Source organism: Roseivirga ehrenbergii (assembly GCF_001593005.1).
Classification (GTDB): Bacteria; Bacteroidota; Bacteroidia; order Cytophagales; family Cyclobacteriaceae; genus Roseivirga; species Roseivirga ehrenbergii.
Genome location: NZ_LQZQ01000049.1, coordinates 17164 through 39101, shown reverse-complemented (window position 1 = coordinate 39101; position 21938 = coordinate 17164). Strand labels below are relative to the sequence as shown.

The window sequence follows — 21938 nt, the reverse complement described above, 5'->3', positions numbered from 1 at the left end:
AAACGAACATGGATTTAGAAAAGAATAAACAAAACGCCATTGCTTTCTATAAAACGGCCTATGAAGGAAATCCACAAAAGGCAATTGATTTGTATGTTGGCGAGGAGTATATTCAGCATAACCCAGATGTAGAAAACGGAACCGAAGGGTTCATCAGCTATTTCAAACGAATGCAGACCGAATACCCAGATAAGTCGATTGAGTTTGTGCGCTGCATTGCCGAAGGGGATTTAGTAGCGCTACACACCCATCAAACTTGGCCGGGGAATGACCAATACGTGACCATGGACTTTTTCCGCTTTGATAAGAACGGAAAAATCTGTGAACATTGGGATGCCATTCAACAAATACCAAGCATATCGAAGAATCCCAACACCATGTATTAAGACAGATTTGAAACACCTCTCTTCACTTCAAAATGGAGAGAGGTGTTTTCTTTTTAAGAATAACTCAACTTTAAGCTCCCTCTTTAATCAACTGAAGCGCATCCATTCTAACACGGGAACTTTTGATCAACCTCGAAAGCATGGCTTGTTCATTAAGGGCTATCTGGATTTCTTCTGACCTGATATGTCTGTTTTTTTCATGAAGTGAAGCAAGCCTGCCAATTTCGTGATTCATAGTTTGACTCATTTGTTTCAGTCCTTTTATGACTTCTTTCTCCCTATGTTCCTCGACCAGTTCTGTGGCACATTTGATCATATGAGGGAGAATAGTATCCACCAAATACTCATTCTCTAGCAAATCATTCACTTGCCCTGGCCTTAATTGATGATCGAACAATTCAACCGGATACTCTTCCGTAACCTCCTCACCACTATGATCCACTACAATCCTCAAAGGTGTATTGGGAAGAAAACGGTCCACATTAATATTCTTGCCACCGGAGGTTTCGAGCACAAAAAGCACTTCCAAAAGAATCATTGAATTACCTGTTCCGCGAAGCACTCCGTAACTGGCACCACCCGTGCCTGAGCTCAGCATCATATCTATGGCACCAGTGACCATCGGGTGATCCCAACTGATAAAACTTACATCTTCCCTACTCAAGGCGCGCTTTCGGTCAAAAGTAATTGAAATCCCTTGGTCTGGAATGGAAGGGAATTGAACCGCATTGGATTGTTTCGGGTGTAACAAATAAGTCCTTGGCGCGAGGTCTTCCATATCAATCCCAAACTGCTCAAAAACCTGAGTCATGTACTTCTCCAGGTTCATATCCAAGTCCGCTGCTTTAATCCGCTCTACCAATTTCTCTGCAACTCTCGGTCGGAAGGAGTTCATTTCAAGCAATCGATCTCGACCCTTGGCCAGCATTTCCTTTAGCTTTTGATGATAAGCTGCGGTATCGGCAATCAGCGATTCAAGTTGATCGCCTGCTGCTGCCAATGAAACAGACAAAGTGGCTTCCTTCAAGCGATTGTAAAACAATTGCATCAGTTGATTTCCACCCTCCAAATTTTCTTCAAAAGCATTCAGTCCTTCGTGAAACCATCGAACAAGCACTTCTTGCGGACTTCCCTCAAGGTATGGCACATGAATTTGGATGTCTTCCAATTGCCCAATCCGATCCAAGCGCCCGATTCTCTGTTCCAATAATTCAGGATGAATCGGCAAATCGAAGAGAATAAGGTGATGTGCAAATTGAAAATTCCTTCCCTCGCTCCCTATTTCAGAACAAAGGAGCAAACGAGCACCATCAGGTTCAGCAAACCAAGCCGCATTCCTATCCCTTTGCACAATGGTAAGGTCTTCGTGAAAAACAGCCACTTTTATGCTACTGAGCTTTTTCAAAGCAGCTTCCAAAGCCAGTACTTTCTCTTTGCTTCTGCAAATCAGCACAGCTTTTGCTGGCCTCAGTTGCTTCATCAATTTCACCAACCAACTCACCCTTGGGTCTTCATTAAACCAAAACTTTTGTTTGGCCGAAGCAGAATCTGATGGCTCCATATCGAGTGTATATTCCTGTGATAAACGTTTTACCCACAGGTCATGCTCTTCTGCTGCTTGAAGAGGAATGAGATGAACTTTTCGTTTTGGAAAGCCACTCATGGCTGAACGTGTGTTTCTAAACACCACCCTTCCTGGGCCATGTTGGTCAAGCAAATCTTCGATAAGGTGGTTCTTTGCTGCTTCACTTCCTTTGGCAAAGGCTTCCATTCTTTCCTTCCCAAACATCTGTTCCAATAATTGGAACTCAGTCGCCACTAATTCCTTGCCCGATGACAATTTCTCTACAATATTGGCAACGGCAGTATTGTCCTGTGATTCATTCTTAAAGACATTATAATCCGCATACCGCTCTGGGTCAAGCAATCGAAGTCTAGCGAAATGACTCTCTACACCCAATTGTTCAGGCGTAGCCGTCAATAATAACAGGCCCTTTGCTACTTTACTCAATAGCTCCACAATGGCATACTCATGACTTACTTTATCAACAGACCACTCCAAATGATGAGCTTCATCCACCACCAGCATGTCCCAGCTGGCGGTTAGGGCCTGCCGAGCACGCTTTTTTGAACCCGCCACAAAAGAAGTGCTGCAAATAATCAATTGGTCATCTAAGAACGGATTTCCTTCTGGCGCACTTTCATCGAGCGAAGCACAGCGCTCTTCATCATAAATATGAAACCACAGGTTAAATCGTCTGAGCAGTTCTACAAACCATTGGTGTACCAGTGAGTCCGGAACAAGGATTAACACCCTAGAAATCCGTCCGCTCAAGAGTAATCTATGCAAAATCAAACAGGCCTCTATGGTTTTACCAAGCCCTACTTGGTCGGAGAGCAGTACGCGGGGCGCATAACGCGAACTCACCTCGTGGGCAATATATAACTGATGGGGAATGAGGTCGATTCGGCCACCCACAAAACCATTGATGGGCGAAATTCTTCTATGGTGGTCGTATTCTAATGTCTTTCTACGTAATGCGAATAATTGAGGGGTTTCAACATCTCCCATAAACAGGCGATCGTCAACCCCATGCGTTACGGATACATCTCCAAGTTCTGCTTCCGAGAGGCGTCTATCTTTCCCTATATAGAGGAATAAATCACCTTTCTCCTCTACCCGACCCACCAATAATGGCTTTTGGCTCTTATCCACGATGGTATCTCCAGGCTTGAAAACTACCCTACGCAAGGGTGCATTTTCCATAGCATACTGTCGAGTTTCATCTGGCACAGGAAAATGAATCATGACCCTCCCTTTGCTGGTTTCTGTAACGATTCCCACGCCTAGTTCAGGCTCTCCCTCACTTGTCCATCTTTGCTCTGGAAAGAAGTTTCCCATAGAATAGTTCTTATTTGGTTGATGTTGAAACAGAATCAGACCAAAAGGATTTTCCTCTTAATTCCTCCGCTCTCTTCCTACTCAGCAAAGTTGACGAACAAATTCAATATAGACTTACAAATGTTTAGGAAATGTGATTAGCTTAAAGGGTTTAGCGCCCGCTGACACCAACACGAGTTTCAAAACGTTTCGACACTCCCCTAGCCCCTCTTATTAGAGGGGAATGGTTCAGCATTATTTTTAAGCTCCGCCAGCAAACTCAAGCTAGGAACATCCTGCAATTATTAACCACCAAAGCATTCCCTCCTTGAGGAGGGATAGGGAGGTGATGAAATACAAAAAATTAGTAGATTGAGAAAGAACAGAGTAAACTAATGGCATTAAGTTGTACATTAATAATTATTCCGTTTAGTTATTCAATGCACATTATTAAGCTATGCAGTACAAATCAATTAAAATAAGTGGGTTTAGGGGTTTTGAACGCAGTCAAGAACTGGAGATAGCAACTTCAAATGGCCAGAAAGGATCAGGAATGACCATAATTGTAGGCCCTAATAACTCAGGAAAATCTACCATTTACGAATCTTTTAGGGCCATTTCTCAAGATAAGCCTCCTAGTTTCACTGAGGGGAAAAGGAACAAAAAAGCAGGGGATAAAATTTTTATAGAGTTAACGCAAAATGAAGGACATTCGATCGTCTTAAAAACAAATGATTATGCAGGAAGTGAATCAATATTTAATGAGAAAGGAATAAAAAAAGATGATGTTAATATCCATACTCTACCTTCTAGAAGAACTTTTAATCCTTTCTTTTCTAAAGGAGACTGGAATAAATCGACTTATTTAAAACAGGCGACTTTACCGTCTATTCGAGGTCGAGAACTTGATGCCTTTAATCATAGAATATTTGACATACAGAAAAACCAAGAAAAATTCAATGCAGTTCTAGAGAGAGTTATAAACCCACTTCCGAAATGGTATATTGACCAAAATGAGAATGGTAGTTTTTACATAAAATTCAATTATGAAGACAATTACCATAATAGCGATGGTGCCGGAGAAGGATTAATTAGCATTTTCACTATAGTAGATACTTTGTACGACTCTACACCTAATGATGTCATAGTAATTGATGAGCCAGAATTGTCATTGCACCCAGCATTGCAAAGAAAATTGTGTCAGCTTTTATTAGATTATTCCGCTGATAGACAAATCATCATCTCAACTCACTCACCTTTTTTTATTGATTGGACAAGCTTGTTAAATGGAGGAAAACTTGCTAGAACATCTAAAAAGGATGGGGCAATTAATATCAACAACCTTAAACAAACTACTATTGAATCATTGAGGCCGCTGTTCAGCAACTTGAATAATCCTCATATATTTGGGTTAAACGCAAATGAGGTCTTTTTCCTAGATGACAATGTAATACTGACTGAAGGCCAAGAGGATGTGATATTTCTAAAACGCGTTATTGAAATCTTAGGTCTTAAGGTAAAAGGGAACTTCTTCGGCTGGGGTGTTGGAGGAGCTACAAACCTTAAAACAATATTAACATTAATGAGTGATTTAGGGTTTGAAAAAGTCGCTGCCATTCTAGATAACAATGTTTCAGAACTAAAAACTTCGTTATCCGCTAGTTTTCCGACTTACTTTTTCCAATGCATACCGACAGACGATGTTAGAGACAAACCTGCTAGAAAAGGGACGATTGCTATTTCAGGGCTAATCGATCAAGGTGGGAAGAAAATCAAAACTCAGCATAAACCAGCCATTTTCAAACTATTCGAGGAGTTAAACGAAAAATTAAACTAGCCGCCTTCTTCCCAACACCAATACAAAAGCCCTAGCGATACACTTGGACTTGTGAAGTGCCAGTCCTGCTTCAAAACCATTTTCTGATTTCCCACTAGCCTTAACATCTCGTTACGATTATCTCAAACCATCCAATATAAAAAAGGCCCATTCCACAAACAGAACGAGCCTTTTGACTTTTAATTACTTTACTACTTATTCACTCCTCAACTTTTCCGCAGGATTAGCGGTGGCAGCCTTGCGGGCATGATAACCCGTGGTAAGCACAGTAATCACAATAGTCCCAATCAAAACAGTAGCGAAGATTGTGAAACCCGGAGTTATATGAAATTGGAAGTTTTCCAGCCAGTCCATCATAGAAAAATAGCCCAATATTGATGCTGGTATAGCGGCAATCACAATGAGAATCACAAAATCTTTAATAAGCAAACTAATCAACCCTTGTGTATTAGCGCCAAGCACTTTTCTAATGCTAATTTCCTTAGAACGTTGTTCCGCAGTGTATGAAGCCAAGCCCAATAAGCCCAAACAGGCAATCAAGATGGTCATGCCAGAAAAGCCCAAGAATAATTGACCACGAATCTTATCAGCCTCGTAACTCGCCATAAATTGCTCATCGATAAACACATACTCGAATGCTGTATTAGGATATGTTCTTTCCCATGCCTCCTCGATAAAGGCAACTGTAGGTGCTACATCGCCTGTGATCTTAACGATTGCCGAAGGGTTAAGGCGACCCGGAGTAAACAATAAAGCCGAAATTGGTTCATAAAGAGATTGTTGATGAAAATCTTTCACCACACCAACCACCACAGCGGGAGGCAGAGACTCGTCCCCTGATATATTTACTTTTTTTCCGATTGGGTTAGTCCAATTCATTCTACGAACCATGGTCTCGTTTACCATTACGGCCTGAGATGAGTCTGAAGGATAATCCAACGAAAAGTTTCTGCCTTGAACCACTTCAATACCTAGTGTAGGAAAGAAATCATAATCTACCTGATAATGGTCTAATCCACGGTTATCCATTGGCCCTTCTTCAGTCTCAATTGGCATTACGTTTTTAGCATAACCATTACCTGGAGTGGTGCTCGCAGATGCAATTCCACCTATATTGGCGTTTTGTACTAGTTCATTTTTAAGAACATTCCATTTCTCTACATCGGCCCTACTTCTAAAGTCAATCTGCATCATCTGTTCTTTGTCAAAACCCAAATCTTTATCTCTCAAAAACTGCATTTGACGATAAATAACCAAAGTACCAATCAACATAAAGATGGAAATGGAGAACTGAAGCGTCACCAAAAACTTCCTTAAAAATTTACTTCCAGATTTTCCGCCACCTCCTTTAAGCACAGCCGCTGGCTGAAAAGAAGATAAAAAGAATGCAGGGTAACAGCCACCCAAAAATCCTGTAATAAATACGATACCGATAATGGCCAATATCACCTTAGTATCCAGCAATGCCTCAATAGCCAAATTAGTGCCCACGATGCTATTTATAGCTGGAACCACTGCCATCATTACCAGCACACTTAAGAATAAGGAAATTAGTGTAATCAGAATTGATTCAGTTAAAAACTGACCTATTAAGCCGCCTCTTTGAGCGCCCATTACTTTTCTTAAACCCACTTCCATCGATCTTTTGGCAGATCTAGCGGTAGCCAAGTTCATATAGTTGATACTCGCAATTATGATAAGGAAAATTGCTATTGCTGTGAAAATTTGAACATACCGAATGTTGCCTACAGCCACAGGTTCACCTTCAAAATCTGATGTCAAATGAATATCCTTCAACGGCACTGGTATCATTTTAACCTTTATATTCAGCGGGTCAAAAATGGGAGCTATGTATTTGGTAACAGTTGCATCAAGTTTCTCTTGCAAGGTTTCTTTTGTAACTCCTTCATTGACTAAAACATAAGAAAAAACACCCCAGCCTCCCCAGCTACCATCTCCCCCAGTAAAAATCGTCTTCCAAGAAATCAGTGCGTCAGCAATGAGGTGAGAAGTGTTAGGCATATCTTTATAGACGCCAGTCACTTGTAAAGTCATTTCTCTATTCCCACCACTCTTTAGCGTTTTGCCAATGGGGTCTTCATTTTTGAAGATTTTTTCCGCCAAAGACTCATTAATAACAATCGAGTTTGGCGCCTCCAATGCAGTTTTAGGGTTACCTGCTATAAATTCAAAATCAAATACCTCAAAAATCGTTGAGTCTGCCGCATAAACATTCTCTTGATAATAGTCCACTTGATTGTAGTCGAACCGTGTACCGCCTTGACCACTTATGCTTGATAAACGAGTAGCCTGTTCTACCTCTGGATTTTCATTTTTAATTGTAAATGCAGCAGGCCTTGTCATACTCGCCCATTTAAATGAATTGTCAGGCTCCGTAATTTCTGTTGAAAGCCTATAAATCCGATCACCCTTGGAGTGCTGTTTATCGAAGCTTGTTTCGTGAAAGATGTACAGCAGAACTATTAAACTAGAGGCAATACCAACGGTGAGTCCAATAATATTGAGTGCTGTGTAGCCAGGTTGTCTTAGCAGGCTGCGGAAAGCAACCTTAATGTAATTTTTAAGCATGTGTGTTGTTTTTTAGATTTCGAGAATCTGATTAAAAAAAAAATTGACCGCTATAAATGTAATAAAAATACGTAATGCCTTACGTAGAAATTATAGCTATTTCAAAACCTAGTGTCAAAAACTGTTCGAAAAAATGATTAATGATTCATTCCACTGCTCTATGAGAGCAACATTAAGTTTTCGACACCTATGAACATTTGGCGATTATTAACCACCAAAGCATTCCCTGCTCGAGAAGGGCTAGAGAGGTGACCAAGCGGAAAAATTAGCAGAAAATTTACTCAATGCTCGGGTTGATAACTTGAACTAGTCTCGCTAAGATCAAGACAAAAGTCCAAGCGAGACGCTTGAGCTAGCGAAGTCCCAGCCTTTACAAATCAATCCTTCTTCAAAATCACTTTCTGGTTCTCCGTAATCGCATCCACCATACGCACATAACTTACGCGTTCTCCAGTTTCAATCGACTCGTAAAAAAATACCAGCTCTTCCAATACCACTTTACAATCGCCCAAATCATAGCGTAGCGAGGTCACTACATCGCCCTCATTTATGGGATTGCTATTCAGATCGAGCAGTTTTGGCGCCTGCTTTTCTTTGGGCTTCTTTTTAAATAAACCGAACATAGATTTCTATTCAATGATTAAATATAATGGCTCTTGCCCAAAAGGCACGAATAATCGCGAAAATGATTTATTCAAGGGCGAAAAACACTATTTTTGCGCACTTTAGATATTAGAAACGGTTAAGCGGCAATGGCAGATTATAATCACAAACATATAGAACCTAAATGGCAGGCATTCTGGAACGAAAACCAGACGTTCAAAGCTACAGTAGACAAGAGCAAACCCAAATTTTACTCGCTCGACATGTTCCCCTACCCCTCTGGCGCTGGGCTGCACGTAGGCCACCCACTAGGCTATATCGCTTCCGATATCGTTTCTAGGTTCAAAAGAAACAAGGGTTTTAATGTATTGCACCCTATGGGCTTCGATGCATTCGGTTTACCTGCCGAGCAATATGCCATTCAAACGGGGCAGCACCCTGCTATTACCACCAAAGAAAACATCGACCGCTACAAAGAGCAGCTGAAGAACATCGGTTTTTCCTTTGATTGGGATAAAGAAATTCAAACCTGCGACCCTGCGTACTACAAATGGACACAGTGGATTTTCCTAAGAATTTTCAATAGCTGGTACAACAAAGCCACCGAAAAGGCAGAAACCATCGACCAATTGGTAGCCACCTTTGCTCAATCGGGTAATGCGAATGTAAATGCCGCTTGCGATGAAGATACTCCGTCTTTTTCAGCAGACGAATGGAATGCTTGGTCGGAAGAAGAGCAGCAGCGCATGCTGCTCAAATACAGACTCACTTACCTTTCTGAAACCTCGGTAAACTGGTGTCCCGAACTGAAAACCGTACTCTCTAACGATGAAGTAAAAGATGGTTTTTCGGAACGCGGTGGCCACCCCGTAGTAAAGAAGAAAATGAAGCAATGGAGCATGCGCATCACTGCCTATGCTCAAAGGTTGCTCGAAGGTTTGGACAACCTTGATTGGCCAGAACCATTGAAAGAAATGCAGCGCAACTGGATTGGTAAATCCATTGGTGCCGAATTGGCTTTCCCTGTGGTAGGTCATGATTTGAAGATCAATGTGTTCACCACACGTATCGATACGATTTTCGGGGTTACATTCTTGTCTCTAGCGCCTGAAAGCGAAATGGTGGCCGAATTGACCACCGAAGACCAAAAAGAAGCGGTGGCTGCTTATGTGGAAACGGCCAAAAACCGTTCGGAACGCGACAGAATGAGTGATGTAAAAACCATCTCAGGCGTGTTTACGGGCAGTTATGCGACCAATCCATTCAACGGAGAAAAAATTCAGATCTGGATTGCCGATTACGTTTTGGCGGGTTACGGTACTGGCGCAGTAATGGCCGTGCCTTGTGGCGACCAACGTGATTACGACTTCGCGAAGCACTTCGGTTTACCGATTGTTCCGGTAATTGAAGGCGCAGACATCAGCGAAAAAGCCGATCCTACCAAGGAAGGCATAATGATGAACTCTGGTTTTTTGAATGGTTTGAATTGCAAGGACGCCATTGCCAAAGCCATTGAGTTTGCAGAAGAAAAAGGAATTGGAAAAGGAAAAATCAATTTCAGAATTAGAGATGCCATTTTCGCACGTCAAAGGTATTGGGGTGAACCTGTGCCTGTCTATTTCAAAAACGACATTCCTTACTTGGTAGACGAGGCCGACTTGCCGATTATTCTACCCGAAATTGATAAATACTTACCTACGGAAGATGGCGATCCGCCATTGGCCAGGGCCGAAAACTTTAATTATACGCCAAAAGGCGAAACCCAAGCTTATCCGCTAGAAATGAGCACCATGCCGGGTTGGGCTGGCTCAAGCTGGTATTGGTACCGCTATATGGACGCCAAAAACGATACGGCTTTTGTAGACAAAGACATTCAGGAATATTGGGAGAATGTGGACTTGTACATTGGTGGCTCTGAACACGCCACAGGTCACTTGCTGTATTCTCGTTTCTGGAACAAAATCATGTTCGATTTAGGCATTGTGAACCAACAAGAGCCTTTCAAGAAATTGATCAACCAAGGAATGATTCAGGGGAGATCGAATTTTGTTTACAGGTTAAGAACTAACTCATCACTTAACAAACAGGTATATATTTCAAAGAATCTACGAGACCGCATCATTAGTGGTGAATTATCTACAACAGATAAGAAGGAGATTAATAATTTCTTTCCAGATTTAAACCTAGAAGACACTATTGTAACCAATGAGAACCTTCTTGAGTCAATAGAAGATTCAAATCAAAAATACGCTTTACTAGCAACATCGGACATACATGTAGATGTCAACATTGTTTACAATGATGAACTCGATATGGAAGCTTTCCGCAACTGGCGACCTGATTTGGCGGATGCAGAATTCATTACTGAAGAAAACGGCAAATATGTTTGCGGATGGGAAGTAGAGAAAATGTCTAAGCGTTATTATAATGTGGTCAATCCAGATGACATAGTTAATAAGTACGGTGCCGACACCCTTCGTTTATACGAAATGTTCCTTGGGCCTTTGGAGCAATTCAAACCATGGAACACCAATGGCATTGATGGTGTTTCTAAATTCTTGAAGAAGCTTTGGAGACTTTTCCATAACCAAGAAGGTGAGTTTGCGGTAAGCGATGAAGCGCCAAGCAAAGCGGAGTTGAAAGTGCTTCACAAAACCATTAAAAAAGCGGAAGAAGACATAGAGCGCTATTCGTTCAATACTTCTGTCAGTAGCTTTATGATTTGCGTGAATGAGCTTACCGCATTGAACTGCAATAACCGTCAGGTATTGGCTGATTTAGTGGTGTTAATTTCGCCTTATGCACCACACATCACCGAAGAACTTTGGAGCTTATTGGGCAATAAGGGCAGTATTGTAAATGCGCCTTATCCAGTACTGAATGAAGAGTTTTTAGTCGAAGACGAGCACGAATACCCGGTTGCCATTAATGGTAAAATGAGGGTGAAAATGAGTTTCGCGGTAGATAAGCCAAATGCTGAAATTCAAGCAGAAGTACTCGCCAACGAAAACGTTCAAAAATGGCTCGAAGGTAAAACCCCTAAAAAGGTAATCGTGGTACCTAAGAAGATCGTGAATATCGTGATTTAGTCGATAGTCGATAGTCGATAGAAAAAATGAAATATTGAAAAGCCTAATTCGAAAGAGTTAGGCTTTTTTGGTTTTATCTACTCAGTATAAAGGCATAGCCGAAATTGATATTCCAACTTCTATTTTTAGATGAGTTGTTTTCATCAGCATTCTTTGGCGACCTAAAGTAGGTGCTCTCCAATAATAAACTCCCCTTTCCAATCTGGTAACCAAAACCAACACCTAGATAAACACCATTGTCCCAACGGTTTAGGTTTCTTCTATCAAAATCAACCCTCTGTTTCAATAACTCCTCATTGGTTTCTAAGTCGACTATTTTCTCGTTGGCACTTACCATATAAGCCAAACCATAACCCAGTTTAGCTTTGAATTCAAGTTTCGGACTCCAGAAAGGTAGATTAGCCGCTAACATAAGTGGCATTTCTACATAATTCAAAGTCAATTGAGTATCTCCTGAAAACCCCGGAGTACCTCCCCACCAACCTGGTACGCATGCCGCACCCCGTTTCACAAAACCTGGCTCAATCCCTAGACTAAAATGTGGTGTCAAACGATAAAAGCCTATGGCTGTAACATTGAATCTATTCACATGGATTATCGCATCGTCAGGTAAGTTGACATCACCATAATCCTCCCAAGCCTGGGTATAACCAGTTTTAAGACCTACAGTTATTTGTGCCTGCAAAGCTGGACTCGCTGCTCCAAGCATGAAAGAAATAATAAAAAATCGAATAGTTTTCATACCCCAATAGACACACCCTCATCTTGATTGGTTGGAAGTTAAAGCGTGAATCAAATCTCCTTCTGGATGCGCCACCTCCCCCAAGGGAGGACAGCAGCAGAGGTGCAGAAACTTCAGATAACAAAAAGGAAAAGTTGCAAAAAAGCATTGAGACCTCAGAAGCAAAACCAAACAACAACCGTAAATATCCCCCGCTGGCGGGGGCAGGGGGTGGATAGTAAGTGAAATATTTTCTAACTTAAACTTAATGCCATCTAACAATCACTACAATAAGCACCTAAAACATCCCGCAAAAAGACTCAGAAATGAAATGACAAAAGCTGAGGCTTCTTTATGGAAATACATCCTAAGCAAACGTCAAGTTTATGGGCAACAATTCAGACGTCAAAGACCTATAGACAATTACATTGTCGACTTCGTTTGTTTACCCTTAAAACTCATTATTGAAGTTGATGGTATTACCCATACTTATGAAGAAGTTACCGAAAATGATAAAATAAGACAATTGAAACTAGAGTCTCTAGGCTTCAAGGTCATCCGATTCACAGATGAAGAAGTATCAACTTCTATAAGCTCGGTTTACAGAAATATAGCTTATGAAGTGGAAGTGCTAATGGCCAAGATTCAGAACGAATAAAAATCTCCCTCCAACCTCCCCAACGGAGAACAGCATGGGAATAACCTTTTTTTTTACAAATAAACTCTTTAAACTATCTTTAAATAGAATGGCCAACAAGGTGAGGTTTTATCATTTATGGGATAAAAAAGAGGTTCTAGGGAACCTTATGTTTTGGATTCTTATAATTACATTATTCATCATAATTTTCAACTTCTCTAAAATTACAGAACACTTTAAACTCACCACATATGACTCCGAAACCGTAGGAACTTTAATCACTACTGATATTAAAACAGGAATGCGTCAAAGTTTGGAAGGTAATAAAACAGAGGTCAATCACATTCTAATTCAATACGAATATAAAGTGGGAACAATGGAGTTTACCCAAACGGACAGAGTTGCGCCAACACAAGAAAATTTAGAAAGCCTAGATCGGATAATCAATGACCCAGACAAAAAGGTTTATGTGAAATATCGGTTTACAGAACCTCAAAAAAGCGCAATCAACTTGAAAAAAACACCTCCGACTGATTCAACAATGTAAACTTTTTTAGGACGAGTCAGAGGCAAATCCCCCTCCAACCTCCCCCAGGGGAGGACAGCGGAAGATTTACTGAAACTCCAGAAGTAAAAATATAAGCTCTACTGCTTATCTCCCCCGCTGGCGGGGGCAGGGGGTGGACATACCCAAAAATTAATAAAAATCTCATCACCTAACTCCCAGCCCCACTCCTAATCCCTTCCAACATCTCCAATATCGTTTTTTTAACGAGCTCAGATTCGTTCCAAGGCAAAAAATGGTTTTGCTTAGGCAGCATAATAATTTCATGTGGCGCATTGACCAGAACGCTATCTGCAAATGCTCCATTTCCGGGGTGAACAAGATCATCGGCTTCGCCTTGAATTACAACGCTAGGCATTGTAACATCCTTCCAAAGCGGCATCATTAGTTCAAGTTCCTCTCTTAAGAAAATAAGTTCTTCGTTAGAGATTCTAAATATTTTAGGGAAAATTCCTTCAATAATTGGCCAACGCATAGGCACTCTAAACCAATCTTCGTGCGGTTCCAATTCGGCAGAAAGTGCTGGTGCCAACATAATAATACCATCTACCAGCTCTGGAAAATCCATAGCCATTCTTGCGACAATTGGCCCACCTAGCGAATGACCTATTAGAATTCTTGGTGCTGGGTACTTCTCTAAAATAGGAGCTAAATATTTGGCTTGGGTTTCTAATGAAGCAATTGGTTTACCGTAACTCGACTTCCCAAAACCCGGCCGATCGGGAGATACTATTACTGCTTTATTATAAAGCGTGCTATCAACAAAATAATCAATGAAGGCATCCCAAGAACCGGGCGTGCCGTGTATAAATACGAATGTCGCAGGTTGTTTTAGGTCCAGCACTTTATAGTGCATTTCATAGTCGTCAACCGTATAAGTATCGCTGACTGGTTTTACAGGCTGGTCTTCAAAAAATTTAGCTACCTCTTTGTCGCTTTTGGAAAAGCTAATACAACCGCTTACTATTTGAGAAAGAACTACAATAAGCACCACGCTTGAAAAGCAACCAATTCTCACTCTTTTAAACCACTTCGATTTCTTCTTCATAAGCATTAGAAACATACCATAAAAAAACCACTCCCTACTGGAAGTGGTTTTAAAATTTATGAAATAGTTTCGGTTATCTTAAGAAAAGCATTTCTCTATATTTCAATAAAGGCCAATCCTCATCGTCAACCAATAGTTCGAGTTTATCCACTGCATTACGAATTTCATCAAAGTATTTTCCTTTAATTCTATCACAATACGCAATTGCTCTATCTCTAGATTCTTCGATATGGTTCACCTCGCCTCGCTCATCATTCATGGCATTTACCTTGGTCTGAATGGTTTGAATGTAACCATTCACCTTTGTAATAACAGCCATAATATGAGAATTATCGAGACCCAAACTTGCAAGCTTAGTCGCATTATCCATTAGTCTGCTTTGATAATCAACAGCTGCAGGAAGAATCATATTCATTGCAATTTCGCCCATTAACCTGGCTTCAATCTGCAATTTCAGAATATAGTTTTCTAACTGAATCTCGTTTCTGGCTTCAAGCTCAACTGCATTCATCACCTTAAATTCCTCAAACATTTTGATGGAATCTTCAGCAACATAAGCATCTAGAGCTCTTGCTGTATCTTTTACATTTGGAAGGCCTCTTTTCTTTGCCTCCTCTGCCCATTCTTCAGAATATCCGTCACCTTCAAATAAAACAGACTTAGATTCTTTAATGTACTTTCTCAGTACATTGACTATCGCAATTTTCTTGTCCTCACCTTTCTTGATCAAGTTGCTTACCTCATTGTAAAACTCTTTTAATTGATTTGCTACAATTAGGTTCAGCACAGTCATTGGCTCAGCCACATTTTGGTCAGATCCAACGGCTCTAAACTCAAACTTATTTCCAGTAAAAGCAAAAGGAGAAGTCCTGTTTCTATCGGTATTATCGAGTATGATTTGAGGAATTTTATCGATCCCCAATTTCATATACATGTTATCACCTTTGTCAACTTTAACGTTTCCGTTGTTCTCCAATTCTTGTAAAACTGAAGTAAGTTCAGAACCAATAAATACCGACATAATAGCAGGAGGAGCCTCATTCGCACCTAACCTATGATCGTTACCAGCAGAAGCAATACTGGCCCTCAGCATTCCTGGGTGCTCGTGAATAGCCTTAATAGTTGTTACTAAGAAGGTTAAAAACTGCAAGTTTTCTCTAGCGCTAGAGCTTGGTTGGAATACGTTTACACCAGTACCTGTGATTAGCGACCAGTTGTTGTGTTTTCCAGAACCGTTAAGTCCAGCAAATGGCTTTTCGTGGAAAATAACCTTTAGGTCATGTCTTTCAGCAACACGATCCATCACGTCCATCATCAATGAATTGTGATCAGTTGCTATGTTAATATCTTCGTATAATGGGGCTACTTCAAACTGAGCTGGGGCTACTTCATTATGACGAGTCATTACAGGAATTCCCAATTTCAAAGACTCAATTTCAAAGTCTTTCATGAAATTATAAACACGACTTGGAATAGCACCAAAGTAATGATCATCTAACTGTTGCCCTCTTGCTGGGTGGTGACCGAAAATTGTTCTTCCGCTCATTACCAAGTCAGGACGTGCATTAAACAAAGCTTTGTCGATTACAAAGTATTCTTGCTCAACACCCAATGAAACACTCACACCAGCTACATTCCTATCGAAAAGTTGGCAAACTTTAGTTGCTGCTTTATCAACCGCTTCAACCGCCTTTAATAAAGGCACTTTATGGTCTAGCGCTTCACCTGTGTAAGAAACAAAGATGGTTGGAATACATAAAGTTCTACCCCAAATGAATATCGGAGAAGTAGGATCCCAAGCAGTATAACCACGTGCCTCAAAAGTACTTCTGATTCCACCATTTGGGAAAGAAGAGGCGTCTGGCTCTTGTTGAATCAACGCACTGCCTTTTAACACCTCAATACCCTTTTGAGCATCAAAGAAAGAGTCATGCTTTTCAGCAGTCGATCCTGTTAAAGGTTGAAACCAGTGTGTGAAATGGGTAGTTCCCTTAGAAAGGGCCCATGTTTTTACCGCAGAAGCTACCTCGCTGGCAGTTTCTAGGTCTATTTTCTTTCCTTTCTTTATTACCGCTTCAACTTTCTTGAACGTTTCTGGAGTCAAAGTTGACCTCATTTTCTCAAGTGTGAATACATCATCGGCAAAGAAATCTGAAATTTTGTCTGCAGGGGCGAAAACGCGCTCTGTAGTTCTTGTTTGAACGATATTAAGCGCTCGCTGACGTTGATTTAACATACGATAGAACTGATTGGTTAAAATTTACACCCAAAACTAAGTGAATTGCAGCAAAAAATTTAGAAACAGGGTGTTTTTTTACCCTACTTTTTTCAGAAAAACGAAAAACACCCTAAAATCAGACACAACAAAGTATTTTCAACTTCAAAACTCAAAGCATAGCCTAAAGCAGACTCACTTCAACCTTAATACTTCTGAATACTAAGTTAAATGCTTAGATTTGCAGCCCGAAATGAGAAAAGTAGCATTTTATACATTAGGCTGTAAGCTGAATTTTTCAGAAACCTCCACCATTTCCCGTCAGTTTGCTGAAAAGGGTTATCAAAAGGTAGAGTTTTCTGAAACACCCGATATTTTCATTATTAACACCTGTTCGGTAACTGATAATGCAGATAAAAAGTGTGCGAAGATTGTTCGCGAAGCTCAAAACATAAACCCCAACGGTTATGTAGCTATTATTGGCTGCTACGCACAACTAAAACCTAAAGAAATTTCGGAAATCCCAGGTGTAGATGCAGTTTTAGGTGCAGCGGAAAAATTCAGACTTATTGAATTACTGGATGGCTTTGTAAAGCCAGAAAACACACAGGTGTTAGCTTCTGAAATTAAAGAAGCGACAACCTTTAATAATGCTTACTCTATTAATGACAGAACACGTACTTTCCTGAAAGTACAAGACGGCTGTAATTATCATTGTGCATTTTGCACCATTCCTTTGGCGCGCGGCAAAAGCAGAAGCGACAGTGTGGAGAATATTTTGAATTCGGCACGAGAAATTGCTGCTTCAGAAGTAAAAGAGGTAGTACTTACCGGTGTAAACATTGGCGATTTCGGAATTCAAGACGGAAAAAGAACTGAACGTTTTGTAGACTTGGTAAAAGCCATTGATGAAGTAGAAGGCATTGATCGTATACGCATTTCTTCCATTGAGCCTAATTTGCTTACCAACGAGATCATTGAGTTTACTTCAAGCTCGAAACGCTTTGTACCTCACTTCCACATTCCGTTGCAATCTGGGAATAACAAAACGCTCAGACGAATGCGCAGACGCTATTTGAGGGAGCTGTACGAGGACAGAATCAACAAAATCAAGCAACTGATGCCCAATTGCTGTATTGGTGTGGATGTTATAGTTGGTTTTCCGGGCGAAACGCATGAGGACTTTTTAGATACTTATAACTTCTTAAACGAGTTAAACATTTCTTACCTCCACGTTTTCACTTATTCTGAAAGGGCAAATACCGCTGCACCAGAAATGGAAGGGCGAGTTCCTTTAAAAGAAAGAAAAGAGCGCTCGAAAATGCTTCGAATTCTTTCAGAGAAAAAGAAACAGCAATTCTATAGAGAGAATCTGGGGTCTACTGCAACTGTTCTTTTTGAGAATGATATTGAGAACGGTATGATGCACGGCTTTACTGAAAACTATGTGCGCGTTTCCGCTAAATATGACCCGATGCTCATCAATGAGCTAAAAACGGTTACACTAAAGTCTATCAATGAAAACGGAACTGTTGATGTAGAAGAACCAGAAATGGTTTTTGAAACTCATTAAAACTCCTTCTTCTCAATAAATTCAGGGAATTTACATGAAAATCTAGAATTAGAAGTGGTAAGATAGATCTTACACATCACCGAGAACCCTTTACCCAAGTCTCCTACCACTTACCCTCAGCGAGGAACCCAAACGTACTTTTTACGAAAACCTACATGTCACTAAACTTAAAAAAATCATGGCAAGCGGATTAGGTTTCATATTAGATGCGAACAACAGAATGATGAATAATAGGGCTCTACTAAACAGAGGAGGCTCTTTTAACATCCAGTCAGCAAACAAGTTCATCCAACCCTCTGGGCGCAAATACACTTTCAAAAAGCTTAGTACTCTAGGATCAAAAAAAATCAGAACACAGATTCAACAAGAGCAATTAGAAGACAGAAAAAGAACACTACTTCTAATTACTGCCAGTACAGCAGTCTCTCTTTTACTCTTCTGGGGAGGTTATGAATTCCTGAATTTTATCTTCTAAGAATACTAACAATAGTCGCAGTACATAAAGTCTGCGACTTCCATTTTTTATACAAGCGCCTAATTTTATACAGAAATATTTTTCATATTTGAATTAGCACCGAATATTCAACTGCTAATTCTTAACCATGAAAAAAATACTCCGCTACATTCTTCTCTTCATTCTTTTTGCATTTGTTGTCATTCAATTTATCAATCGCCCTGAAAAAATAAGTGAGCCAGTTACTGATAACGACATCATTCTTTCCTTGAATATAGATGATGAAATTGCTGCCATGCTAAAAACATCTTGTTATGATTGCCACTCAGATCAACCACGTTACCCTTGGTATTCAAACGTTGCTCCTTTAAGCTGGTGGATTGGCGATCATATTGAACACGGTAGAGACGAATTAAACTTTTCATTATGGGGTACTTATACTGCCCGTAGACGTGACCATAAATTAGAGGAAGTAGTTGAGTTGGTTGAAAAGCGTGAAATGCCACTTCCTAACTATCTCCCTATGCACAAAGATGCCGAACTTTCTGACGAGCAGATTGAAAAGCTCAGAAATTGGGCAAATGCAGAAAGAGCCAACATTGCCGCAGAAACAGAAAATTAAACAACCATTATTCAATAAAAAAGGGAAGGCTTTACCATATGGTAAAGCCTTCCCTTTTACTTTAAAGCCACTTTAAGGCTTTAATATCCTTATTAGTATAATTCTGGAAATTTAACTGGATCTACCTCATTCATTAACGCATAAGCCGTGTCGAAAACAGTTTCAACGCTCGGTTTAGAGAAATAATCTCCATCAGAAGCATATGCTGGCCTGTGCTCTTTTGCTGCAATGGTTACTGGCTGAGAATCTAAATGGAAGTAAGCACCTTGCTCCTCCACTACTTTCTGCATCATGTAAGCCGAAGCACCTCCAGGTACATCTTCATCAGCAAAAATCACCCTATTGGTTTTCTTAATTGAATCGACTATTGAATGATGAACATCAAAAGGAAGTAAAGTCTGAACATCGATCACCTCTACTGAAATACCAATCTCCTCTAGTTCTTCGGCAGCCTGCATTACAATTCTACACATTGAACCATATGTAACAATAGTCATATCGGTACCCTCTTTTAATACTTCAGGAATACCCAAAGGCAAAGTGAACTCACCAATATTATTTGGGATTCGTTCTTTCAGGCGGTAACCATTCAAACATTCAATAATCAGTGCTGGCTCATCGGCTTTTAACATGGTATTATAGAACCCAGCTGCTTGCGTCATATTTCGAGGCACTAACACATGAATTCCGCGTAAGCTGCTCAAAATCATCCCCATTGGCGACCCTGAATGCCAAACACCTTCAAGCCTATGCCCTCTTGTTCTAATAATCAATGGTGCCTTTTGGCCGCCAGCAGTTCTGTACTGAAGAGAGGCTAGGTCATCAGAAAGAATCTGAATAGCATAGAGTAAGTAATCCAAATACTGAATTTCGGTAATTGGCCTTAAGCCCCTAAGTGCCGCACCAATTCCTTGTCCGATAATGGTAGCTTCGCGAATACCAGTATCGGTAACTCTTAACTGTCCGTACTTATCTTGCAAGCCAGCAAAAGCCTGATTTACATCTCCGATTTTCCCTACATCTTCACCAATGGCAAAAACCCTAGGATCGCGGGCCAAAGCGGCATCAAAACATGCTTGAAGCACTTCTCGACCATCAACCAAAGGAGATTCATCTGAAAACTCTGCTTTAATTTCATCAACTTTTAAAGCTGACTTTGCAGACTCGCTTAAAAGATGTGAACTGAATCTTTCTTCATTTTTTGCTAAGGTATTTTTAAGCCAAGCCGCTAACTCCGTTCTTGCTTCAGTATTTTCTGAACGGGTCAGCCTAAGCACTTTTTTAACGGCTTTGATCGAATCCAATCGAATTGGATTCATCGTTTTCTTTAGGTCAGATGCAGCTTGGTGTATTTCTCCGATGAAATTACTGTCTTCAGCACATTTCTCGATCGCTGCAATCGCCTCGTTTTGCTCGGCTTTTATATCTTGCATAAAGGCATTCCATGCAGCAGTTTTTGCTGACTTCGCACCTTCTTTGGCTTCTTTTTCTATTATATCTAAATCAGCTTCTTGCGCCAATTCATTTTCTAGAATCCATTCCCTCATTTTTTTGAGGCAATCAAAATCAGCTTCCCACTGAAGCCTTTCCTTTGATTTATATCTTTCATGTGAGCCCGAAGTAGAATGACCTTGTGGCTGTGTCATTTCAACCACGTGAATAAAGGTAGGTACATGTTCTTCTCGAGCTATTTTGGCGGCCTTTTCAAAAGTTTCGACCAATGCCATATAATCCCAGCCTTTCACCACAAACACCTCAAAACCAGGTTTGTCTTTTGTGCGCTGTATTCCGGCTAAAAACTCAGAGATACTCCCCTTCGTAGTGTGGTATTCTTTTGGAACAGAAATCCCATATTCATCATCCCAAACAGACATTACCATTGGTACTTGTAGCACCCCAGCAGCGTTAATCGACTCAAAAAATGGGCCTTCAGAAGTTGATGCGTTACCAATTGTTCCAAAGGCTACTTCATTTCCTGTTATTGAGAAATCAGAGAATTGATGTAAATCTTTATTTTGGCGATAGAGCTTTGAAGCATAAGCCAAACCCAAAAGTCTTGGCATTTGACCAGCAGTTGGAGAAATATCTGCACTGGAGTTTTTCATTTCCGTTTGCTTCTTCCATTCTCCATTTTCGTCTAAAAGTCGAGTGCCGAAGTGACCGTTCATAGACCTTCCTCCGCTAGCAGGTTCTGCTTCAACATCGGTGTGAGCATACAGCTGAGCGAAGTATTCCTGAACACTAAGCTGACCAATAGCAAACATAAAGGTTTGATCGCGATAGTAACCAGAACGGAAATCTCCCTTTTTGAAAGCCTTGGCCATAGCAATTTGAGCTACCTCTTTACCATCACCAAAAATGCCAAACTTAGCTTTCCCCATGAAAACTTCCTTTCGTCCCATCAAACTCGCTTCTCTGCTTTCGCATGCCAAACGATAATCGTTCAATATCTCCTCTACACTTATACCCAGTTTTCTATCTGTTTTAGTCGCTCCCAATATCTTAAACGTTAAATTTTTAAAGCACCTTTTATCCGAATGTGAACAAAAATACAATTTTACAGATACGAATCAAATTTGGCGTAAGCTAAATTACAAACGGTTACACAGAATAAAAGACAGAAAATAAATAAATTTCAATATATTATTTCGAATAAGTTTGCCGAACGAAATTTTATTCCCTATTAACCTTAAGTTGAAATTTTTCATCAAAGTGACT

The 21938-nt window shown here is 40.4% G+C and carries 15 protein-coding genes; 8 read left to right on the top strand and 7 right to left on the bottom strand.

From position 1 onward, the window contains the following. Positions 1-8 precede the first annotated feature (8 nt). The gene (locus MB14_RS14520; protein ID WP_062592845.1) at positions 9-386 is read left to right on the top strand and encodes a nuclear transport factor 2 family protein; all 378 of its coding nucleotides are present in this window, start codon (positions 9-11) and stop codon (positions 384-386) included. Between the two features lie 70 nt (positions 387-456). Here the strand turns inward: MB14_RS14520 and rapA are convergent, their stop codons facing one another. Then, positions 457-3288, bottom strand: a complete 2832-nt coding sequence (rapA, locus tag MB14_RS14515) for an RNA polymerase-associated protein RapA (protein WP_062592843.1) — start codon at positions 3286-3288, stop codon at positions 457-459. Between the two features lie 436 nt (positions 3289-3724). On the opposite strand from rapA, the gene MB14_RS14510 reads away from it, so the two are divergent. After that, the gene (locus MB14_RS14510) at positions 3725-5104 is read left to right on the top strand and encodes an ATP-dependent nuclease (RefSeq protein ID WP_062592841.1); all 1380 of its coding nucleotides are present in this window, start codon (positions 3725-3727) and stop codon (positions 5102-5104) included. A 195-nt stretch (positions 5105-5299) separates the two neighbouring features. Here the strand turns inward: MB14_RS14510 and MB14_RS14505 are convergent, their stop codons facing one another. Further along, positions 5300-7693: an ABC transporter permease gene (locus tag MB14_RS14505; protein WP_062592839.1), complete on the bottom strand. Its 2394-nt coding sequence runs from the start codon at positions 7691-7693 to the stop codon at positions 5300-5302. Positions 7694-8070: 377 nt separating this feature from the next. Continuing rightward, complete coding sequence (locus MB14_RS14500) at positions 8071-8316, bottom strand: hypothetical protein (protein ID WP_062592837.1); 246 nt, start codon at positions 8314-8316, stop codon at positions 8071-8073. 129 nt (positions 8317-8445) lie between these two features. Between MB14_RS14500 and MB14_RS14495 the strand changes: the two genes are divergently transcribed. After that, the gene (locus MB14_RS14495) at positions 8446-11385 is read left to right on the top strand and encodes a leucine--tRNA ligase (RefSeq protein WP_062592835.1); all 2940 of its coding nucleotides are present in this window, start codon (positions 8446-8448) and stop codon (positions 11383-11385) included. A 73-nt stretch (positions 11386-11458) separates the two neighbouring features. On the opposite strand, the gene MB14_RS14490 is transcribed toward MB14_RS14495, so the two are convergent. Continuing rightward, positions 11459-12094, bottom strand: a complete 636-nt coding sequence (locus MB14_RS14490; RefSeq protein WP_157716599.1) for an outer membrane beta-barrel protein — start codon at positions 12092-12094, stop codon at positions 11459-11461. Positions 12095-12374: 280 nt separating this feature from the next. Between MB14_RS14490 and MB14_RS14480 the strand changes: the two genes are divergently transcribed. Together MB14_RS14480 and MB14_RS14475 are read left to right on the top strand one after the other, a co-directional pair. Further along, complete coding sequence (locus tag MB14_RS14480) at positions 12375-12764, top strand: endonuclease domain-containing protein (protein ID WP_062592829.1); 390 nt, start codon at positions 12375-12377, stop codon at positions 12762-12764. Positions 12765-12852: 88 nt separating this feature from the next. Then, on the top strand, positions 12853-13290 hold the full coding sequence (locus tag MB14_RS14475; RefSeq protein WP_062592827.1) for a hypothetical protein: 438 nt from the start codon (positions 12853-12855) through the stop codon (positions 13288-13290). Between the two features lie 169 nt (positions 13291-13459). On the opposite strand, the gene MB14_RS14470 is transcribed toward MB14_RS14475, so the two are convergent. Further along, positions 13460-14356 (bottom strand): alpha/beta fold hydrolase, encoded by an 897-nt coding sequence (locus MB14_RS14470; protein WP_157716598.1) that lies wholly within the window; start codon positions 14354-14356, stop codon positions 13460-13462. Between the two features lie 73 nt (positions 14357-14429). Then, on the bottom strand, positions 14430-16592 hold the full coding sequence (locus MB14_RS14465) for a glutamine synthetase III family protein (RefSeq protein ID WP_062592823.1): 2163 nt from the start codon (positions 16590-16592) through the stop codon (positions 14430-14432). Positions 16593-16824: 232 nt separating this feature from the next. Here MB14_RS14465 and mtaB point away from each other — a divergent pair, with 232 nt between their 5' ends. The 3 genes from mtaB to MB14_RS14450 all read left to right on the top strand — a co-directional run bounded on the left by mtaB (position 16825) and on the right by MB14_RS14450 (position 19220). Then, entirely contained in the window at positions 16825-18144 is a 1320-nt protein-coding gene (gene mtaB / locus MB14_RS14460) for a tRNA (N(6)-L-threonylcarbamoyladenosine(37)-C(2))-methylthiotransferase MtaB (protein WP_062592821.1), read from the top strand. 178 nt (positions 18145-18322) lie between these two features. Next, a complete protein-coding gene (locus tag MB14_RS14455; protein ID WP_062592819.1) occupies positions 18323-18619 on the top strand; it encodes a hypothetical protein in 297 nt (98 codons plus the stop codon). 127 nt (positions 18620-18746) lie between these two features. Then, positions 18747-19220: a heme-binding domain-containing protein gene (locus MB14_RS14450; RefSeq protein ID WP_053224255.1), complete on the top strand. Its 474-nt coding sequence runs from the start codon at positions 18747-18749 to the stop codon at positions 19218-19220. Between the two features lie 92 nt (positions 19221-19312). Here the strand turns inward: MB14_RS14450 and MB14_RS14445 are convergent, their stop codons facing one another. Then, complete coding sequence (locus MB14_RS14445) at positions 19313-21718, bottom strand: alpha-ketoacid dehydrogenase subunit alpha/beta (RefSeq protein WP_062592817.1); 2406 nt, start codon at positions 21716-21718, stop codon at positions 19313-19315. Positions 21719-21938: the final 220 nt, after the last annotated feature.

Excerpts from the sequence above, each read along its gene's own strand:
- MB14_RS14475 (WP_062592827.1), top strand. The coding sequence starts at position 12,853 with ATGGCCAACAAGGTGAGGTTTTATCATTTATGGGATAAAAAAGAGGTT.
- MB14_RS14490 (WP_157716599.1), bottom strand. The coding sequence starts at position 12,094 with ATGCTTGGAGCAGCGAGTCCAGCTTTGCAGGCACAAATAACTGTAGGT.
- MB14_RS14500 (WP_062592837.1), bottom strand. The coding sequence starts at position 8,316 with ATGTTCGGTTTATTTAAAAAGAAGCCCAAAGAAAAGCAGGCGCCAAAA.
- MB14_RS14480 (WP_062592829.1), top strand. The coding sequence starts at position 12,375 with ATGCCATCTAACAATCACTACAATAAGCACCTAAAACATCCCGCAAAA.
- MB14_RS14505 (WP_062592839.1), bottom strand. The coding sequence starts at position 7,693 with ATGCTTAAAAATTACATTAAGGTTGCTTTCCGCAGCCTGCTAAGACAA.
- MB14_RS14510 (WP_062592841.1), top strand. The coding sequence starts at position 3,725 with ATGCAGTACAAATCAATTAAAATAAGTGGGTTTAGGGGTTTTGAACGC.
- MB14_RS14455 (WP_062592819.1), top strand. The coding sequence starts at position 18,323 with ATGGCAAGCGGATTAGGTTTCATATTAGATGCGAACAACAGAATGATG.
- MB14_RS14470 (WP_157716598.1), bottom strand. The coding sequence starts at position 14,356 with ATGAAGAAGAAATCGAAGTGGTTTAAAAGAGTGAGAATTGGTTGCTTT.
- MB14_RS14465 (WP_062592823.1), bottom strand. The coding sequence starts at position 16,592 with ATGTTAAATCAACGTCAGCGAGCGCTTAATATCGTTCAAACAAGAACT.
- mtaB (WP_062592821.1), top strand. The coding sequence starts at position 16,825 with ATGAGAAAAGTAGCATTTTATACATTAGGCTGTAAGCTGAATTTTTCA.
- rapA (WP_062592843.1), bottom strand. The coding sequence starts at position 3,288 with ATGGGAAACTTCTTTCCAGAGCAAAGATGGACAAGTGAGGGAGAGCCT.
- MB14_RS14450 (WP_053224255.1), top strand. The coding sequence starts at position 18,747 with ATGAAAAAAATACTCCGCTACATTCTTCTCTTCATTCTTTTTGCATTT.
- MB14_RS14495 (WP_062592835.1), top strand. The coding sequence starts at position 8,446 with ATGGCAGATTATAATCACAAACATATAGAACCTAAATGGCAGGCATTC.
- MB14_RS14520 (WP_062592845.1), top strand. The coding sequence starts at position 9 with ATGGATTTAGAAAAGAATAAACAAAACGCCATTGCTTTCTATAAAACG.